Source organism: Paenibacillus agaridevorans, assembly GCF_018604145.1.
Classification (GTDB): Bacteria; Bacillota; Bacilli; order Paenibacillales; family Paenibacillaceae; genus Pristimantibacillus; species Pristimantibacillus agaridevorans.
On the sequence record NZ_CP075889.1, the window covers coordinates 6508105 to 6527203 of the forward strand.

Genomic DNA, 19099 nt, shown 5'->3' on the forward strand with positions numbered 1-19099 from the left:
TGAACCGGCTGCGGGACAGCTTCGTTTTTGCATTGTCGAAGCGGCGGCCGAAGTGACATAATCATAGGATAGATTACTTTAAAGGAAGGTGTGACAGGCTTGGACTACCTCGGCAGGCAATCACTGCGCAACAAACTCAAAATCGCGTTTCTGGCCATCATCGTGATCTCCGTCCTGATGACCGGAGGGTTGTCCTATTATATCTCGGCCGCCACCCTGGAGAAAAACGCGCTGAAGCTGACGCAGGACACGGTGGCAAGGTCCGCGCAGATTGTAGACGAGAAGCTTAATAAATTGATGTTGATTATGATGACGTTTATGATCAGCCAACCTTTTGACGAGATGCTGAGGGATGTCGTTTTCGGGGACGACAGCAGGTACTATAAGCATTTAAGCGATCTGGACAATGTCTTCTCGCAGGCGCGCGTCGCCGAACCGTTGATCCATTCCATCTACGTGTCCACGCCGATCGGAGAATTTTATCCTTCGTCCATGAATCGCAATCGGCTGATCGCGTTCGAGGATACCTTTCTGTATGAACGGATCGAACAGGAGAAGAAGAACCTGTGGGTGGAGGGTCATGAGGATATGCTGTTCACCGGCAAGGACCGCGTCATCTCGCTTATTCTGGAGCCGATCTTCGACACGCCGGTCAGCGGCGTATACATTGTCGTGAATATCCGGGAGGACGGCTTTCGAAGGCTGGTGCAAGGAGATGCGGAAGAAGCGTCCAGCTTTCTGCTGAACGACAACGGGGAGACGATCTACCCGGCGAATCAGCCGCTGGTCCGCCAGGCGGTGGACGGGGGAAAGCTGAGGGGCCTGATGAATCGCCCGGAGGGCAGTCAATCCTTTGAGCTGAACGGCGAGACCTATCTGCTTAATTATGCGGGTATCGGCATTGCGGATTGGACGATGACCACCATTCAGTCGCGGGCTGGCGTGCTGAAGGATCTGGTGTATGTCCAATGGTTGATCGCGGGCGTCGCGCTGGCCGCTTTCTTTGTCACCATGCTGATCTCCGGCGCGTTCTCGCGTTATTTGCTTAGGCCGTTGCAAGAATTAATGAAGGTGATGAAGCGGGTCGAGAACAACGATTTGACCGCCCGTTTCGAGAGCGCCAGCGGAGATGAATTCGGTCAAGTAGGACTGCGGTTTAACCGGATGCTTGAGCAGATCGTTGTGTTGATCGACGAGGTGACGGAGGCGCAGACGCATAAGCGGTCCGCGGAGATCAAAGCATTGTCGGCCCAAATGGATCCCCATTTTCTGTATAACACGCTCAATACGATCTACTGGAAGCTGAAATTGAAGCAAATCGAACCCTCGCAGCAGATGGTCATGTCGCTGTCCCGCCTGTTCCAGCTCGGGCTGAACAATGGCCGGGAAATTACGACATTATCGAAGGAATTGGAGCATGTGCGTCAATACCTGGAGCTGCAATTAAGCTGTTATGAAGATTTATTTACCTATGAAATCCATGTGCGCGAGCCTGAGCTGCTTGCCCTTTCGGTTCCGCGTATCCTGCTGCAGCCGTTGACGGAGAACAGCATTATGCATGGATTTCGGGATATGAAGAACGGCGGTCTTATAGAAATTGAAATAATCGGAGAAGAGGATCGCTGGATGCTTGTCGTACGCGATAACGGCAATGGCATGGAAGAGGATCAGGTACATGCCCTTTTCTTGCAGGAATCCAGGAAAGGGTATGCCGTATCCAATCTGATAAGGCGGCTCCAGCTCTATTATGGAGATGGCGCGACCCTTCATGTGAACAGCGCGCCGGAGCGCGGGACGGAAATAGTGATATCATTGCCAAGGAAAGGGGAGCAATGGAATGAACAATCCTGAGGAAATCAGTCTTTGCATTATCGACGATATTAAGAGCGTAGTGGACGGTCTGACTGCGATGAATTGGGAAGAACAAGGGATTCGGGTTGCCGGAGTATCAAGCAATGGCGAAGAAGGGCTTGAACTGATCGGCAACTTGCGGCCGGACCTGGTCATTACCGACATCCGGATGCCAATCATGGATGGACTGAGCATGCTGCGTTTGGTGCTGGAAGAGAACCGCAATTGCAAAGTCATTCTGATCAGCGGCTACGCCGATTTTGATTATGCGCAGCAGGCGGTGCAGCTAGGGGCGTTTGATTTTGTGGTGAAGCCCTTTTCGGAGGAAGATATTATGTCCGCGGCGCTGCGAGCCAAAGCCGAGATTATGGAAGAAAGATTGCAATTGATTAGCTTGAGGGAGATGGAGAACAAGCTTCGCGAGAGCATGCCGGTGCTCCGTCAGGAATACTTTACGCTTCTCGTCAACCACCGGATCTCGTGGGAAGAAGCAGCGGGAAGATGGGACTTCTTGAATATCAAGCTGGAGCCGCGGGGCTTTGTGGCCATGCTGATCGAAATGGACAATGTCCGGGGAGAGGTCGTCGAGCCGTCCATCAGGGAGATGGAGCTAATCCGGTTCTCGTTGCTCAATATTATGCAGGAGACGCTCGCCGAACATACGAACAGCGTTGTATTCCGCTACCGTCTGGACCAGTATCTGGCCGTACTCAACGATACAGGCAAGTCCAGTCCGAACGAAATTGCCGAGCAAATATGCCGGAATATCGAACGATATGCCAAGTTTACGGTTTCCGTCGGGGTCGGAAGCAGGGTGACGGAGATTAGCGAGCTCCCGGACTCCTACCGCCAAGCGCAGCAGGCGCTCTCTCATCACTTGTTCACGGATGGGAATACGGTGATCATGTATGACGATATTCACCAGAGCGGAAGTCAGGAGCCGCTGGCGCTTGAATATAAGGACGAGCTGCTGCTTGCCCTTCGTTCCGGCAATGTGGAGAGGACGGTGTCCATCCTGTCCGCGATATCGGATTCCCTGCAGAAGCTCATCTCTCGGCAAAATCCGAATTATCTCCTTAGTTTGTATGATGAGCTGGCTGCTTCGGCGATCCGCACCTTCTATGAGATGGTTCCGTATGCGGACATACAACCGCTGATCCAGAGCTTCAAGGTTGTGCAAGGGACTGCGGGGCTCTCTCTGGCTGCTTTGCAGCGCCAACTGCTTGCCTTATGCACGGAGGGGGCAACGTTAGTGCACAAGAACAGCCTGTCCGAAGGCCAGAAGGTTATTTATAAAGCGATTGACTATATGAAGAGCCGGTTGCATTTGGATCTAGCCGTCGGCGAATGCGCCGCCCATGTACATCTTAGCGCCAGCTACTTTGCCAGCTTGTTCAAGCAGGTGACCGGGATGACGGTCACGCAGTATATGACCTCGGAACGCATTCAGAAGGCGAAGCTGCTGCTTGTCGAGGGGGCGCAGGTACAGGAGGTGGCACTCGCTGTCGGGTATGAGGAACGCCGATATTTCAGCGACGTGTTCAAGAAGATCACCGGCCAGACGCCTACCGAATTCCGGGCAAGCTATCATATGGAACGTCCGGAGGCATAAGGAACGCATGGCATAGACCATAGAAATCTATCCCTCGAGAGTGAAATTGACGCACTCCCTTTCGGAGTACGGGGGCCTATAATAAAAAAGAGCTCACACTCAAATGTTAATCAAAGGGGTAGAATGTATGCAGAAAAAATGGTTAGGTCTCGGCATGAGTCTCATTATGGCTACCGTAATCGCGGGCTGCAGCGGGAACGACGGCAACGGCAATGCTACTGCAACGAACGCGAATTCCGAAGGAAGCAAGGCGACGCCAACGGCAGAGGCGAACAAGCCTCCAGTGACGCTGAAGTACTGGACGGACGATCGTCATGATCAGGAATACATCAATGAACTCATCAACAAGTTTAATGAGACGAACGAGGACAACATTAAAGTGGAATTGACCGTTATGTCCGAGAACTACGCGCAAAGCGTCGACATTGCGTTTTCCAGCAACCAGGCGCCGGACGTGCTGCGACTGAAGAGCAACCAGGCGCCCGGATTTTTCAAAAAAGATTATCTGGCGCCGATTGACGAGTATCTTACCGACGACATAAAATCGAAGTTCGGGAATCTGATTTTTGACGGCGTTAACCGTTTCGACGGCAAGGTGTACAGCTTGGCCAATAACGGCAATACGTTGCGTCTGGTCTACAACAAGGATCTGTTCGCCAAAGCGGGTATCGAGAACCCTCCGACATCGCTGCAGGAAATGGTCGACTCCGCCAAGAAAATTACCGAAGTCGGCAAGAGCGAAGGCATTTATGGTTTTGCTCTGAACTTCAAAAGCCCGAAATCGGCTTTTGACCGTTCCATTCGGGAAATTCTTTCCTTGAGCGGTCATCAAGGTCTTGGCTTTGATCTGAAAACAGGACAGTTCGATTTCGCGCCTTATTCGCAGGTCATCGAATATTTCAAGCAAATGTATGAAGACGGCAGCATTCTCCCAGGTGCGGAAGCACTCGATATCGACCCGCTGCGCGCCCAATTCGCCGCAGGCAAAATCGGCATGTATCTTTCCTTCTCGACAGAGCCGGGCGTATACAAGGATCAATTCCCTACGGAAATCAATTGGGCCGGAGCTTTGGCTCCAACAATCGACGGTCAGATCAAGGGTACTTCCGAGATCGTGTCCGCCGGTACTTGGCTCGGCATCAGCGCCCAATCGGCCAATAAGGAAGCGGCTTGGACATTCATGCAGTACATGTACGGGGACGAGAATCTGAAGGGTTATCATGAAAAAGGCTTCGGAATTGCCGTAGTGCCTTCTATCGTAGAGCAAGCCGCTAATCCGGATATTAACGGGATGGAAGGCTTCCTGGTCGGGGAACACGACTCCATTTGGCCGGTCTCGCCTACCGTTACTCCGGAGGGAGCGAATTATGCCGACGCTTTCTTCAAATATGTGCTTGCAGGCGGAGATCTACAAGCCATCACAACCGATTTGAACGCAAGATACAATGACGCATTGTCCAAAGCAGTGGAGAAAGGCGAGGTTTCCGTGACGCCGAACCCTGCCTTTGATCCAACCAAGCCGCAGGGATAAATAGCAGGCAAGAAAGGGGGCTGCCGCGCATGTTTTGGCGGATGCCCTTTTTCTTTCCCCAAAAGGAGGAACGATCATGAGCTTTAAATGGAAACGTTTGGGGGAGAACTCTCTGTTTCTATCTCCGAGCATTATTTTGACGGCGGTGCTTGGCGTTTATCCCTTGATTTGGATGCTGCGTTATATGTTCTACGACTATGCCGGATACGGCGAACCGCTGTTTACTGGCCTGGACAATTTCCGGCGAGTCATGCAGGACGATCTGTTCTGGGATTCGGTTGGCAATACCTTTGTTTATGCCGGGGGCAAGCTGCTAATTACGATCCCCGTCTCCCTGTTGCTTGCGGTGATCTTGAACGGCAAGCTGCGCGGCGGCAATTTTCTGCGCGGAATCTACTTTATGCCGACGGTCATCAGTACCGCGGTTATATCCGTTGTTTTCTATACGATCTTTAATTCTTATAACGGGATGGTTAACACCGCTTTGATGAAGCTGAACCTGGTCTCGCAGCCGGTCGACTGGCTTGGAACGAAATTAGCGATGTTTACGCTCATTCTTGTGGCGGTATGGGGCGCGGTCGGCAACTATATGCTGCTGTTTCTGGCGGGACTGCAGAGCATCCCGCAGGATCTGTACGAAAGCGCGTCGATTGACGGCGCGAACGCTTGGAGAAAGTTCTGGAACATTACGCTTCCGATGCTGGCTCCGGTTGCGCAATTGGTTATTATGCTCGCGATTATCGCATCCCTGAAAGGCTATGAGAGCATCATGGTCATCACGGAGGGCGGACCGATCGGCAAGACCGAGGTCATGTACCTCTATCTCTACAAACTGTTGTTCCCGGTCTCCACTACGGGCGGGTATGTAGATCAGCAGCTTGGATACGGCAGTGCCGTAGGTTTCGTTACCGCTGTTATCGTCGGCGCGATCACCGGCTTGTACTTCCTGTTAAGCCGCAAAATGAACAAAATGTATTAATGGCGTTAAGCGCCGATCATGCGAAGACCTTACGATTCGAACACAACGCCGCAGACGCGTTTATGATAAACGGCTGCAGGCTTGCAGGAGGATAAACAAATGAACGAACAGGTGGTATCCAAAAAGCCGGAAAGGAACGGCGGCAAAACGGCCGTCGGCCCGCATGCGGGACGCATAGGCAGAATTGCGAGCCGTACGGTGATGTGGCTGTTCTTGCTTGCAACGGCCGCGCTGACCTTGTTTCCTCTATTAATGACGCTGTCCGGCTCTCTCAAGACCGGCGCCGAGATGATGACCGGCGGCAGCCTGCTGCCGGCCAAGATGCAATTCGCCAACTATGCGGAAGCTTGGAAGCAGGCTAATTTCGCCCGCTATACCTGGAACAGCGCATTTGTCAGCATAGTCGTTACTGTGGCCAGTCTGCTGGTAGCCGCCATGGCGGCTTACGTAGTCGATCGGCGCCAATTTCCCGGCAGGTCGCTTTATGTGACGACTCAGGCGGCCATGATGTTTATATCCGTCGGTGCCATCGTACTGCGTCCGCAATTCGATTTGATGGTCGTGCTGGGCCTGAACACCACGTTATGGGGTGTTATCATCATTCTGGTCAGCGCCCACTCCAGCACCTTCTTCCTACTGCTTGGCTTCTTCAAAGCGATACCTCGCGAGCTGGATGAAGCGGCGATGGTGGACGGCTCGGGGTTCGTCAGGACCTTCTTCCGTATTGTTCTGCCGCTCTTAACGCCAGGACTCGGCGTGGCCGGCTTGTTCGAATTCCGTCATGCATGGAACGAATACATTCTGCCGCTGGTGTTCACGATGACGAATCCGGAGCTGCAGACGCTTACCGTCGGACTTGCCAATCTTCGGTACGGTTCCTCCGCCGCCATGCAAATTCACTTGATGATGGCGGGCGCGTGTCTGTCCATCCTGCCGATGCTGCTTGCTTATATTTTGGCCAACAAGTCGTTTATTCAGGTTACGTCGGGTTCGATCAAAGGTTAATTTTAATTCTAAATATAAGGAGTATCATTCATATGAGCGATTTTACGGTAGGACCTCTGTTTTCCAGCCCGGTCATTACCCGGCATCCCGCCAATCCGGTTCTATCTCCGGGGGATGTGCCTTACGGTCCGGCGATGGTTTTTAATGCGGGCGTTACCAAGTTCAGAGGCAAATACGTCATGGTGTTTCGCAACGACTACGGCGATGAGCAGCAAGAGACCGTTGCTCCGCATCATACTACCAATCTGGGGGTAGCTTTCAGCGATGACGGCATCAAGTGGGATGTGCGGCCAGCGCCGTGCTGGTCCTGGCAGGATGAAGAGGTCATTCGCGTGTACGATCCCCGTCTGACGGTGATCGGCGATCAATGTTATATGTGTTTTGCGGTTGATACCAAGCATGGCTTGCGCGGCGGCATTGCCGTCACCGAGGACTTTAGCTCGTTCGACGTGTTAAGTCTGTCGCTGCCGGACAACCGCAACATGGTCTTGTTCCCGGAGCTGATCGGGGGCAAGTATGTCCGGCTGGAGCGCCCGATGCCCGTATACAGCCGGGGCGGCATCGACCGCTTCGACATGTGGATGAGCGACTCGCCGGATCTTAGATACTGGGGTAACTCCAAGCTGCTGCTCGCCGTTGAAGATGTAGCCTATGCCAACGACAAGGTAGGTCCGGGCGCTCCGCCCGTGAAGACGGACAAAGGCTGGCTGACCTTGTTCCATGCCGTCGATATCGACCGCAACCGGGGCAAGAACGGCTGGGAGCCGAGTTGGAAGAAACGGTATACGGCCGGCATTATGCTGCTGGATCTTGCGGACCCTAGCCGGATTATCGGAAAGGCGGAAGCGCCGCTGCTTGCGCCGGAAGCTGCGTATGAGACCGACGGAGGCTTCCGCAACCATGTTATCTTTCCGGGTGGCATGATTCTGGAGGACTCCGGAGAAGTGAAAATCTACTACGGCGCCGCCGATACCGTAGAATGTTTGGCTACTGCCCACGTTGATGATTTGTTGAAGCTATGTCTGGATGGCGCGAACAAATAACGCGTACCAATAAACCATAATGATAGGTTATGCCCGTACAGAATTGGAGTGGTTGCTATGAACAAACAAATTACGTTGCCGTCCGCCAGCATCCCGGTTTCAAGCGAGGTCGATGTGCTGGTCATCGGCGGAGGAGCCTCCGGAATCGCCGCGGCTATTGCCGCCGCGAAAGGGGGAGCACGCACCATGCTGGTGGAGCAGAGAGGATTTCTTGGCGGCATGGGCACGGTTGCGCTCGTACCGGCGTTCTGCCCCTTTACGGATAAACAGAAGCCGATTATTCGCGGTCTCGGGCTTGCGTTAATGGAGCGGATGAAGCAAGCCTGCGATCCCGGGTTCCGCGAGGAATATCAGGAGATGCTGGATTGGGTGCCGATCGATCCGGAAGTGCTGAAACGCGTCTATGACGATGCCATTCTGGAAAGCGGCGTTATTCCTCTGTTTCACACCTTTGTATACGATGTGGTATTGTCCGAGGACCGTCGGACGGTAGAAGGGGTCATTGTCGTCAACAAAACGGGACGGTCCTTCATCTCCTGCCGGTATATTATAGACTGTTCGGGTGATGGCGACATTGCCGCTCTGTCGGGAGTTCCTTTCCAGAAGGGCGGGGATGAGGGAGAGCTTCAGCCCGGCAGTATGTGTTATTTGCTTGCGAATGTGGATCGTCCGAAGTTCAACCGGTTTCTGCAGGATAGCGGGGACACGGGCCAGCTGCACGGGACGGTCGAACGGGCGATCGAGGACGGGGCGCTTCCGGAGGGACGCAAGTCGATCTCCGGTCTTGCTTGGGTCAGCGACAACCTGGTTGGCGTTAACTTCGGCCATGTATTCGGGGTAGACGGCACGCTGGCCGAGGATCTGACGCGCGGAGCGATTGAAGGTCGTCGCACGGCGGAACGCCAGCTTCGGTTTTTCCGCCGTTATGTGCCGGGTTTTGAGCAAGCTCATATGGTGGCAAGCGGGGAGCAGCTCGGGATCCGGGAGACTCGCCGTATCGAAGGGGATTATATTCTGACGGTCGATGATTTTCTCGCCGCGCGCTCCTTCCCGGACGACATTGCCCGCAACGCATACTACATTGATATTCATCTCGCCAACAGCAAGAGCGAAATGACCTTCAACCACCTGCCGCCTGGCGTTTCGCACGGTGTACCGTACCGTATCATGCTGCCGGTCGGCATCGACAACCTGTGGGTTGCCGGGCGCTGCGTGTCCTCGGACCGAGCGGTGCAAGGCTCCCTGCGGGTCATGCCCAACTGTTTCTCGATGGGGCAAGCTGCTGGAACGGCAGCTACACTCGCGCTTCGTGACGGTGCGGGCTCTCGCGGCATCTCCGTGGCCGAGCTTCAACAGCGACTGCTGGAGCAGGATGTATGGCTAGGAGACAATGGAGTAGCGGTTGAGAATCAGTAGGAAATGGCGAGAGATGATCTGACTATCATAGTTAAGAGTTAACGGCACGTAGCTAAAGGGATGGCGGTATAGGGGGGAGGCCCTATGCCGCCATTTTTCGAAATATAGGAAAGTATATCATTTGGCTATACTTTCTCTATATTTCTCGGAATGAAACGCACTGCGCCGCCAAAGGACGGCGACAGCCGTTTCACCTTATTTTCGCCTGTCCAACACCCTGAAGAAAATATATAATCGGAGCAGAACGCTTATCTCCGGGAGGAACGCCCCATTATGACAAAAGCAGTCCAATACGGATCTTCCGTCATCTACGCCAATTATTTCACGCATACGAAGCCGCACTCCGTGAAGTATAAGGACGGGCTGAACTTCTACCTGTTTCGGCTCCAGGCAGAAGGAACATGCCGCGCGCTTGTGGCTGGAAAGCACGAAACGATTATCCCTGGCGACTTGCTTATCTATTCGCCCGATCAGCCGTATGAGCTGGATGTGCAGCCAAGAACCTCTCCGGCATCGGGTGCGATTCAGCCCGTCAGGGACTATTTTATGACCGGCAAAGGGGAGTGGCTGGATTCGTGGTGGAACAACAGGGACCTGCCAACCAAAACGAACATCGGCTTTGACGATACGGTCATAACCTTATGGAAACATTTGATCAGCGAAAAGAAAAAGGTGACGCAGCACCAGGAAGAGATTATGGATTATCTGCTTAGAACGCTTTGTCTGACATTGGAGCAAGCCATCCAAATCAATCAGCGCTCCAAGGGAGCCGATATCGCATACAAGCTCAAGCAATACATCGACAATCATGCCCATGAACCGCTTAGCTTGGAGAAAATATCGGCATCCGTCGGCCTTAGCGTCTCTCGATGCTCTTACTTGTTCAAGTCCGCTTTTGGCGGGTCGTTATTCGCCTACTGCATAGACGTTAGGCTGAATCTGGCAGAGCAGCAGGTGTTATACAGCAATCTTGCGCTGGAGCAGGTCGCCGACAAAACGGGCTTCCAGAGCTATGCGCATTTCTGCCGAGTATTCCGGGAACGGTACGGACATCCCCCGGGCGAATACCGGCGCAAATTCGGATTCCGGTTCAATCAGTATGAAGACCTGGATTAGACGTCCTCATACAAAACCTGATTATCACGTGTAAGCATGGCATGCAATTGCTCGACCTGTACATGCTGAACGATGCCGTCCCCATCAAGCGCCAGCGCGGCCGCGGTTGCAGCGGATTGGCCCAGAATCATAAATACGGGCTCCATCCGGATCGAGCCGTAGGCTGCATGGGTAGCGGAAACGCATACCGGTACAAGCAGATTGGTGCACTCCGATTGCTTCGGCACAATCGCCCGGTAGCTGATCGGATAAGGGGCCTTCAATTTAATGTAAAATCCGCCCTCGGTGCTTACATGACCGTCTTCATTGACATAGTATTGCGTGTGATGCGAATCTATGGCGAAGGAGCCCATTCCGATGGAATCCGGAACCGGGTTTTCCAATCTGACATCATGCTCCGTCACGACATAATCCCCGATCATTCTACGGGATTCTCTAATGTACAATTGGGGAGTCCAATGGCCGTTGTCGATAAATTCATCGCGCGGCAACCCCCACGGCTTGTAAACCGCGGCTATTTCCTCCGGTACACGGTGATGGTTCTGGATCGTCCATACATAACCTTGCTGATAGATGCGGTGGGCATTCAAAATCTGTTCCCGAGTATCATAATCCGCTTCCGCATAGATATGGTTCATTCCGTTATAATCCGTAGAAATGCCGCTGTTGTTATTGGAATCCGTCTTATCCGAGGTTACCATGTTCAGCTTGAAAAACTTCGTGTTCTGTCCTTGCTCGATGGCCCGGAACAAAATTTCATAATCGGCTTCGTTATATCCCTCAGGCTTTTCAATCTCTATGCGGTTGTCCGGATTGTTCGTCAAACACATGCGGAAGTTATAAGCTTGAAGCTTGGTATCCCCGTCGCCTACGTTACCGCCAGGGTTTGGATTGACACGCTGAATCAAGCCGCTCGAGGGATCGCCTTTAATAACATAAGGATCGATTCCGCTTGGCAGCTCATTGCCGGGACGGATGCCGTTTAAAGTTTCGCCGTATTGCGAATTCGACTCCCGGCCTACAAAATAAGTTACGCCGGCATTGCCCATCAGATCCCCTTCGTAAGAAGCGTCTATAAACATCTTGCCTCTATAAACGTTTCCGGATTCCGCGCGAATGGAGGTAATCGTGGAGCCTTGTTTGACCACGCCATCCTTTAAATCCAGCCGTTCTCCATAGATGACCTCGATGTTGTGTTCGCGCACCAAATCATGTAAAACCTCGAGCGCCACTTTAGGTTCAAACAGCCAACGGGCATCCTCTTGCGAATACTTGCGGGCTACCCGCTGGTAGAATTCCAAGGACAAGCCGCCGATCGCTTGTTTCATCCCCACATCCGTATCTCCCAAGCCTCCGCTGGTCAAGCCCCCGATTCGCTGGCCTTGCTCTATGACTACCGTGCTTTTTCCCATTATCTTCGCTTGAACAGCCGCTGTGATAGCAGCAGCCGTCCCTCCGTAAATTACAATATCATACTGCTTCTCTTGATTCACATGAATCCTCCTCAATATGCTATTTCTCTTACAATAGCCATTATAAACCGCATGCTGCTATGACGAGAATGATGGATCTTCCTCTTACACTTGATGAATCCTACTGTTTTTATGAATTGCTGTTTCATGGAAAAATCGTTTTAAAAATATCCGAAGAACAAAGTAAGCGTCTGCCTGCACAAAGGTCTGCTGGCCATCGCCATCCATGAAATCCTCTCTATCCTTGGGATTGTTGATTTGCCTAATTTAAATACGCGGATATGGAACAAACAAGCTTCTCAGCATACGCAGAGCAAAAGCGGCTCGTCCAAACGGAAATAAGCCGACAACGCGGTATCGGCTTTCAGTGCTTCGCCGCAATGCATTTCGGCTTCCCCCGGTTTTATATTATACTTGGAGCAAGAACGGTAACAGGAGCTGATTAAAGAATGAGCATGAAGCAAGAGCTAATCTCAAGACTGACTACATACGTGCAAGTAGATACGCAATCCGACGAGAACAGCGAGAGCTGTCCTTCCACGCCGGGACAAATGACGCTTTTGCGCATGCTGGTGGAAGAATTAAAGAGCATCGGCATGGCAGACGTCACGATCGACGATAATGGCTACGTAATGGCGACGCTCCCTGCCAATACCGACAAGGAAGTGCCGACGATCGGCTTCCTCGCGCACGTCGACACGGCCACCGATATGACGGGAGCGAATGTAAACCCGCAGGTCGTCGATGCGTACGACGGCAGCGACATCGTCCTGAACGCGGAGCAAGGCATTGTCCTATCGGCGCGCGAGTTCCCCGCGCTCTCCGGCCATATCGGCAGCACGCTGATGACAACGGACGGCACTACGCTGCTGGGTGCGGACGATAAGGCGGGCCTGGCCGAAATTATGACCGCGATGGCCTACCTGATCGCCCATCCCGAGATCAAGCACGGCAAGATTCGCGTCGCCTTTACCCCGGACGAAGAGATCGGCCGGGGCGCGCACAAGTTCGACGTAGCCGCATTCGGAGCGGAATACGCCTATACGATGGACGGAGGTCCGCTCGGCGAGCTGCAGTACGAGAGCTTCAACGCCGCTTCCGCGAATGTAACGATCAACGGTAAAAACGTACACCCCGGCACCGCCAAAAACAAGATGATCAACGCGACGAAGCTGGCGATGGAGTTCCATGCCATGCTGCCGCCGCAAGAGGTGCCTGAGCATACGGAAGGCTACGAAGGCTTCTATCACCTGAACAATATGGCGGGAGACGTCGAGCAGATGCGCCTGCATTATCTCATCCGTGATCACAACCGCGAGAAATTCGATGCCCGCAAGGCGGAGATGACGCGAGTGGCAGAAGCCATGGCGGCCAAGTACGGCGAGCAACGCATCGTGCTGGAGCTCAAGGATCGTTACTACAACATGGGAGAGAAAATTGAACCCGTATTCCATATCGTCGAGATTGCCCGGGAAGCGATGGAGAGCTTGGGCATTAAGCCGCTCGTCGAACCGATCCGCGGGGGCACCGACGGCTCTCAGCTCTCCTTTATGGGACTGCCGACGCCAAACCTGTTTACCGGCGGCGAGAATTACCACGGCCGTTACGAATACGTCTCCGTCGATACGATGGAGCTCGCCGTCAAGACGATCATTGAGATTGTTAAGCGATACGAAGCTCGCGCGTAGCGCTCGTCTTCCACACATGCAACAGACCTCGGGCGGCTCATGCCACGAGGTCTGTTTTTTGATACGGGGGAATCAGGATGCATGTTCGATGATTTCCTCAAGCGAAAGTCCTTCCGGAGATAAGTCGCTATAGCTTTGGCGGTAATCATCCTGTTGCCAGCTACTAAGTACAGCTGGATGAATAATTGTTTTATCCTTCAGATTTAAAAACTGAGGATTGTGCTGTTGGATCCACAGCCTTGCTTCCTTAATATCTTTTCCTCCAGGAATAACGATGGACTGCGGAATCACATCGAATAAATTGTTGTAGGATTCGCGTTTTTCATACAATCGCGTAAAAACAGCGGTGCGATCATCGTACACGTCAATCGATTCATCCACCAGCCTATAATAAAAGTCTTGCACTTTGGCGTTTTGATCGACCGGAAACGGTCTCTCGAATCGAAGCAGCTTAAGGCTGCGCCGATCGTTCTTGAACCATTTATTTTGCTCGTAAACGACCGCATACGAAATATTAATGGCCGAATCGTCACTTACCTCGTTATATTGTTCCTGCGTGCTGGGGATCATATTTTCACCCGCCGGGCTAATGGAAAGGCTGTATTCGTTCATGTTTATACCCGATCCGTAAACTCTGTCCACCTTGATTTCTTTAGGTTGTAAAAAAACAATGATACAGGCACCAATCAAAAGGGTGGCGCAGCCCAGTCCGACAGACAACGACACAGACTTTTTCACCGATCCCCCTCCTCGTATAATCATATTTGCAAGTCTCTTGTTATTTAACGAATATTAAAGCCATTGGTTGCGTTAGCGTGCGTCGTGCAAGTACGGCGAAATCATATAATCTCCTATAAATTACAAAGGACGCTCCCAAACCTTCGGTTTGGTTACGTCCTTCTCATTTTCTTGTGACACCTATCCATTATGCGATGCGGCGGAAGCATCCTTCTGCAACATCCGCCTCTGCCCCCCACGCTCGATACTGGAAGCAATAAGCAGCTGCGCCGCGAAATACGTAGCCATGATCAGTACACCTGCGAACGGCAATTCGCCAACGAATTTATTCCAGGCCAGCAAGGAATCCGATGCGATAAACAGCAGCGCTCCGCCCGCGGCCAACACGCTTCGGCTCATTATGGCCGACCAGCCCATGGCCCCGATGACGACGATATAAACCACAACGGGGATCCAGAGCCCCTTCTGGCTGTCGTCGGCCATCATGCTGTCGTAAAATCGGCTTCCTAATACAAGGGAATAGCCGACGATCAGAATGCCGGACGTAAATCCGATTGCCATGCCATGCCGCTTCCCGTTCTTGTTCTGCAGCTCGCTGCGCCCGCGCCAGCCCCTCATCATCGCCGCTACGTAAAACAGGTGTCCCACCAGGAAAGAGCCCAGACCATATACGAACCACGGATCGTTCGGCAGCAGCAGGAACGTATCTCCGCCGATGCTAAAGACCAGACCTGCCAGGACTAGCTTTCGATAGGCCGAACCGTGTCTCCCGTCTCCCGAAGATGCCGCCGCAAGCACGATGATAAGCGCCATGGGCAGCAGCTTAAATATCCAATGCAGCCATTGCTGGTCCACCGATAACGTCGCGAGATGGACCATCGCCGTGAGGACGATGAGCGTGATCAGACGTTTTTTATCCATTTCGTTCTATCCCCCTTATGTTGCTGCAGTGTCTTCATCGCTGCTGGATCAGCCCGAATGCTCCCTGCCCTCCCAGTCCCTGACGAGCGCGCTTGTCGGAGCCGCCCATTGATGGAGCAGCATGACCATCAGCCATGCGGCGGATGCGTCAGGCAGACCGGTTATAAAATAGAATACGCCCACGAACGCGATAACGTTCGGCAAGCATGCCAAAGCGGCAGAAACAGTAGATTCTAGTCGTTCGGCCGCGAGTGATGAATGGAATGTAAGCGCTTGAAAATCAGTGTCAGCGTACGCACCGCTCGCCCGCTATCCGGTAATATTGACTACACTACGATTGCAACACAGCATAACCGTGCTGTCAACGAAAAGATGCGCACCCTTGTCCAAGGACGATCAAAAGCCAAGAAAAACATCTTCTTATAGAAGGTGGCCACCATTCCTCATGAATAAAGGGAAAACCGCCCTCTAATTGCTCCATTCTCGCCGTCCCCTGGGTTTTAGAGGGATTTCCTCCCTCAAATTCCGAATGTAACCCTACATTCATTCAAAACCTAAACGTTTATTGGGCACTTTTCCCTTTAATTCGTGCAAATAGCCCGATTCATTACGATTTAAAGGAGCTTTTCCCGTTATTTCTGGATTAAGCATACGATCGGCCCCCACCAATGCCCAAGGATGTGCGACCTCCAGCTTTGCAAAGCAAAGCCGCTTGGAAACATGTGGAAGTTTTTATCGCCAATAAGTGTGGTCAAAAAAGAAGACTCCTTATCCCCGCAACCGGATAAAAAGTCGTCAAATTCAAACCTATTGCATCGTGCCGGAAACGGACTAGCCGCTCAGCCTTGCGCAACCAAATCCTGTTGGCCCAGCAAACGGCCGAACAAGCTGCGGCGGTCGCTCGCGAGCTCCGCATAACGGCCTCTCTGGACGATCGCTCCTTGGTCAACGACGATAACTTGATCCGCTTTCCGTATGGTCGATAGCCTGTGCGCGATAACGATGACAGCTATTCGTTCTCGCAATCGCTCCAGCGTCTCCTGCACCTTCCGCTCCGTCTCCGTGTCCAGAGCGCTTGTCGCCTCGTCGAGAATCAAAACAGACGGTTCCCGCAGCAGAGCCCGCGCCAGCACCAGACGCTGCTTCTCGCCACCGGAGAGCCGAACGCCTTTATCCCCGATCTCCGTATCCAGCCCCTGCGGCAGCCTGCGGACTACATCGGCGGCGCAAGCAAGCTCCAGCGCGTTCCAAAGCTTGTCGTCCGAAGCGTCCGGCTCCATCAACAACAAGTTGTCGCGAATACTGGCGCTAAAGAGAAAGGGCTCTTGCGACACATAGCTGACGGAACGCCGCAATGACAGCAAATTATCATCCGTCAGCGGCTTCCCGTCCAGCCGCACCGCCCCCCTCTCCGGGCGGTTTAGCCCCATGAGCACGTCGACCATCGTCGTTTTGCCTGCGCCCGAAGGACCCACGATAGCTGTCATGCCCTGTGCCGGAATGATAATGTCCACGTTTCGCAGCGCATACGTTTCTTTGCGAATGTCGTAACGAAACCAGACTCCGTTCAGCTCTATTGCCTCATTCAGCCTGATGGGACGTACATTGTTAAAGCTCTCGATTTGCAGTTCCCGCGAACGCTCGCATTCGTTCTGAAGCTCCACCAGCGCTTCGAATGACGGAATCATGTTCGACAGGTTCTCCAATCGGGATTGCATGCGGACAACGACTGGCCACAACCGCGAAAACAACAACACGACAAGAATCAGCTGGGCGGGCTGCGACTGGAACAAGTGGACAAGAAGATAAACCGCGCCGGCGAGCAGCACCGAGGACACGACGCTATAAAGCATCTGCGAGTTCGTCTTAAGCCGCGTAAATGCCACTGCGTTATCTTCAGCTTGACGACATACGTCGCCCATCCAGTCCGCATGCGCCTGCTCCAGCGTATTGCTTTTGATATCCTTGATTCCGTTCAGATGATCCGTAATACCGGCGACGTACACCCTCGACAGCTGTAAATTTTGCTCCCCGAACTCCTCCGATCTTCGCGTAAAATAACGCGAGCAGACCAGCAAAACCAGGCCCGCGGTCAGGATGCCCGCCGTTAGCCACGGAGAAAGCAGAAACGCAAGAACGATTTTAACCGCAGCAAAGATTAGCGAGGACGCGAATTGAAAATATGCGCTTAAGCCGTTTTTCACCTGGGCGATCTCCGTCGTCATGATTTTGACGATGTCCGACTTCCGGTGCCGAATAAAGAAATCCCAGTTTGCACGAAGCAGCCCCTTGTAAGTATCTTCCCGGAGCTTGCGAACGAAGCCCTGCTGTATTTTTTTGTTCAGTATCGTCTGATGACGGTTGAATAGACTTTGGCAGACGGTGATACATACATAAATCGCAAGAATAAGCGTCAAGCTTTGCGTCCTGGGCACATCCTCGAACCATTGGAACAGCCAGCCAACATATGGCATGCTGCCGGAATCGAATTCGACAAGCCCTGTAATGGCGATCAGCGGAAGAATGAGCAGAAGTCCTACCGATTGCAGGAGGCCGATGAGCAGCAGCGCGACCGAATTGAGCCAAAGCACAGGCCCCGCATAACGATAGACTTGCCTTGCAAAACCGAAAATATGGCTCATAGGCGAAGACAATCGATAACGGGGGAGTTTACAACTCGCGCAGCACCGCCGCTCATGACGCGTTCTCCCGCTTTATAAGGAGATTTTCGAGCACTAGCTGGACAAGTGCCGGCGCAGAGTATTGATCCCGTTGCCTGCCTAGCAGCATCATGTCCGTCCGGTTTGCCAATCCCGCGATTGTCCGGAAATGCCACTCCAGCAAGCCCATAGGTTCGATCAGAGAGCGATGGAAGGTGTGGAGAGCAAGCGTGCGCAGTCGCTCCGCTCCTTCTATAGGAACAAGCTCAGTGGCGTCTTCCCGCTTCGCGAGCTCGAATATGCCGGCAAGAGGCATCGGGGCATGGCTAAACCTCGCAACCGGAACAGCATATTTCGTACGAATCTCTTCCGTCAATTCGCTCGAATGCGTCTTCCGCTCGTAGACGACACGAAGTCCCTCCCGGCTGACCCCTAATTCGCTCAGGCTCTCCTGCCACAGCTTCTGCTCGGGGAGCGCGGGCCAGACGATCGCCAACTCATTATCCGTGTCCGACAGGGCGACGGGAATAATGTCATCACTGACGAAAGAGAACCCCTGATCGAGCAAAGCCTTCGTCAGCGTCGACTTGCCTGCGCCCGAACTGCCGACAATCGCATACGCCAGGCCGTTTTTGGCGATCGCGCTGCCGTGCAACGGGAGAATATTTCGCTGCAGCAGCAGAATCGCCATGCAATAACCGTCGAGAAACAGGCGAATACGCTCCAAGTGCGCGCCTTCTTCGGGGCTAACGATGACCCGGGTACCCGCTTCCACCGAATAGACGGCCGTCTGTCCAATTCGAAACAGCACTTTGTCATCCAGTACGACGAACGCGTCGTCCGGATTAGATACCTCCTCCCATAGAGCGGTCAAATCTCCCCATTCGACCCAAACATCGGTGTTATGAGATCGGTCCTCCGTCGGCTTGGCGCCTAGAAACGGGATTTCTGTGGCAATATGTAATCCGAAAGCTTTATAGGTGTATCCCTTCCACTGCTCGATCATGGCAGGCCTCCGATTTTCCTCTGTAATTGTTCATTATTAAGAATCCCAAAATGCATCTATC

Annotated in this window: 15 protein-coding genes; 9 read left to right on the forward strand and 6 right to left on the reverse strand. The window is 53.0% G+C overall.

The annotated features are described in order from the left end of the window. The first annotated feature begins 90 nt into the window (after positions 1-90). From KJW29_RS26065 to KJW29_RS26100, 8 genes are all read left to right on the forward strand, one after another. Entirely contained in the window at positions 91-1851 is a 1761-nt protein-coding gene (locus tag KJW29_RS26065; RefSeq protein WP_246608388.1) for a cache domain-containing sensor histidine kinase, read from the forward strand. Beyond that, positions 1838-3463 carry a response regulator gene (locus KJW29_RS26070; protein WP_214626830.1) on the forward strand — a complete coding sequence of 542 codons (1626 nt, stop codon included), beginning with the start codon at positions 1838-1840 and terminating at the stop codon, positions 3461-3463. Before KJW29_RS26065 ends, KJW29_RS26070 begins: the two co-directional genes overlap by 14 nt. 127 nt (positions 3464-3590) lie before the next feature. Next, positions 3591-4994, forward strand: coding sequence for an ABC transporter substrate-binding protein (locus KJW29_RS26075; RefSeq protein ID WP_214626831.1), 1404 nt, complete (start codon positions 3591-3593; stop codon positions 4992-4994). Positions 4995-5070: 76 nt separating this feature from the next. Then, positions 5071-5973: a carbohydrate ABC transporter permease gene (locus KJW29_RS26080; RefSeq protein WP_214626832.1), complete on the forward strand. Its 903-nt coding sequence runs from the start codon at positions 5071-5073 to the stop codon at positions 5971-5973. Positions 5974-6072: 99 nt separating this feature from the next. After that, on the forward strand, positions 6073-6978 hold the full coding sequence (locus KJW29_RS26085; protein WP_214626833.1) for a carbohydrate ABC transporter permease: 906 nt from the start codon (positions 6073-6075) through the stop codon (positions 6976-6978). Between the two features lie 32 nt (positions 6979-7010). Further along, positions 7011-8021, forward strand: a complete 1011-nt coding sequence (locus KJW29_RS26090; RefSeq protein WP_214626834.1) for a glycoside hydrolase family 130 protein — start codon at positions 7011-7013, stop codon at positions 8019-8021. A gap of 57 nt (positions 8022-8078) precedes the next feature. Next, positions 8079-9437 carry an FAD-dependent oxidoreductase gene (locus KJW29_RS26095; RefSeq protein WP_214626835.1) on the forward strand — a complete coding sequence of 453 codons (1359 nt, stop codon included), beginning with the start codon at positions 8079-8081 and terminating at the stop codon, positions 9435-9437. Positions 9438-9710: 273 nt separating this feature from the next. Beyond that, positions 9711-10553, forward strand: a complete 843-nt coding sequence (locus tag KJW29_RS26100) for a helix-turn-helix domain-containing protein (protein ID WP_214626836.1) — start codon at positions 9711-9713, stop codon at positions 10551-10553. On the opposite strand, the gene KJW29_RS26105 is transcribed toward KJW29_RS26100, so the two are convergent. Further along, positions 10550-12046 carry an FAD-dependent oxidoreductase gene (locus KJW29_RS26105; protein WP_214626837.1) on the reverse strand — a complete coding sequence of 499 codons (1497 nt, stop codon included), beginning with the start codon at positions 12044-12046 and terminating at the stop codon, positions 10550-10552. The two genes, KJW29_RS26100 and KJW29_RS26105, sit on opposite strands and share 4 nt — an antisense overlap. A gap of 434 nt (positions 12047-12480) precedes the next feature. Here KJW29_RS26105 and pepT point away from each other — a divergent pair, with 434 nt between their 5' ends. Further along, on the forward strand, positions 12481-13713 hold the full coding sequence (gene pepT / locus KJW29_RS26110) for a peptidase T (RefSeq protein ID WP_214631329.1): 1233 nt from the start codon (positions 12481-12483) through the stop codon (positions 13711-13713). Positions 13714-13785: 72 nt separating this feature from the next. Here the strand turns inward: pepT and KJW29_RS26115 are convergent, their stop codons facing one another. From KJW29_RS26115 to KJW29_RS26135, 5 genes are all read right to left on the reverse strand, one after another. Beyond that, positions 13786-14451, reverse strand: a complete 666-nt coding sequence (locus tag KJW29_RS26115; RefSeq protein ID WP_214626838.1) for a hypothetical protein — start codon at positions 14449-14451, stop codon at positions 13786-13788. 180 nt (positions 14452-14631) lie between these two features. Then, positions 14632-15372, reverse strand: a complete 741-nt coding sequence (locus tag KJW29_RS26120; protein ID WP_214626839.1) for a lysoplasmalogenase — start codon at positions 15370-15372, stop codon at positions 14632-14634. A 48-nt stretch (positions 15373-15420) separates the two neighbouring features. Further along, complete coding sequence (locus KJW29_RS26125) at positions 15421-15576, reverse strand: hypothetical protein (RefSeq protein WP_214626840.1); 156 nt, start codon at positions 15574-15576, stop codon at positions 15421-15423. Between the two features lie 635 nt (positions 15577-16211). Continuing rightward, entirely contained in the window at positions 16212-18014 is a 1803-nt protein-coding gene (locus KJW29_RS26130; RefSeq protein ID WP_214626841.1) for an ABC transporter ATP-binding protein, read from the reverse strand. A 52-nt stretch (positions 18015-18066) separates the two neighbouring features. After that, positions 18067-19038 (reverse strand): phosphoenolpyruvate carboxykinase (ATP), encoded by a 972-nt coding sequence (locus KJW29_RS26135; protein ID WP_214626842.1) that lies wholly within the window; start codon positions 19036-19038, stop codon positions 18067-18069. Positions 19039-19099: the final 61 nt, after the last annotated feature.

Excerpts from the sequence above, each read along its gene's own strand:
- KJW29_RS26070 (WP_214626830.1), top strand. The coding sequence starts at position 1,838 with ATGAACAATCCTGAGGAAATCAGTCTTTGCATTATCGACGATATTAAG.
- KJW29_RS26075 (WP_214626831.1), top strand. The coding sequence starts at position 3,591 with ATGCAGAAAAAATGGTTAGGTCTCGGCATGAGTCTCATTATGGCTACC.
- KJW29_RS26080 (WP_214626832.1), top strand. The coding sequence starts at position 5,071 with ATGAGCTTTAAATGGAAACGTTTGGGGGAGAACTCTCTGTTTCTATCT.
- KJW29_RS26085 (WP_214626833.1), top strand. The coding sequence starts at position 6,073 with ATGAACGAACAGGTGGTATCCAAAAAGCCGGAAAGGAACGGCGGCAAA.
- KJW29_RS26090 (WP_214626834.1), top strand. The coding sequence starts at position 7,011 with ATGAGCGATTTTACGGTAGGACCTCTGTTTTCCAGCCCGGTCATTACC.
- KJW29_RS26095 (WP_214626835.1), top strand. The coding sequence starts at position 8,079 with ATGAACAAACAAATTACGTTGCCGTCCGCCAGCATCCCGGTTTCAAGC.
- KJW29_RS26100 (WP_214626836.1), top strand. The coding sequence starts at position 9,711 with ATGACAAAAGCAGTCCAATACGGATCTTCCGTCATCTACGCCAATTAT.
- pepT (WP_214631329.1), top strand. The coding sequence starts at position 12,481 with ATGAAGCAAGAGCTAATCTCAAGACTGACTACATACGTGCAAGTAGAT.
- KJW29_RS26120 (WP_214626839.1), bottom strand. The coding sequence starts at position 15,372 with ATGGATAAAAAACGTCTGATCACGCTCATCGTCCTCACGGCGATGGTC.
- KJW29_RS26130 (WP_214626841.1), bottom strand. The coding sequence starts at position 18,014 with ATGAGCCATATTTTCGGTTTTGCAAGGCAAGTCTATCGTTATGCGGGG.
- KJW29_RS26135 (WP_214626842.1), bottom strand. The coding sequence starts at position 19,038 with ATGATCGAGCAGTGGAAGGGATACACCTATAAAGCTTTCGGATTACAT.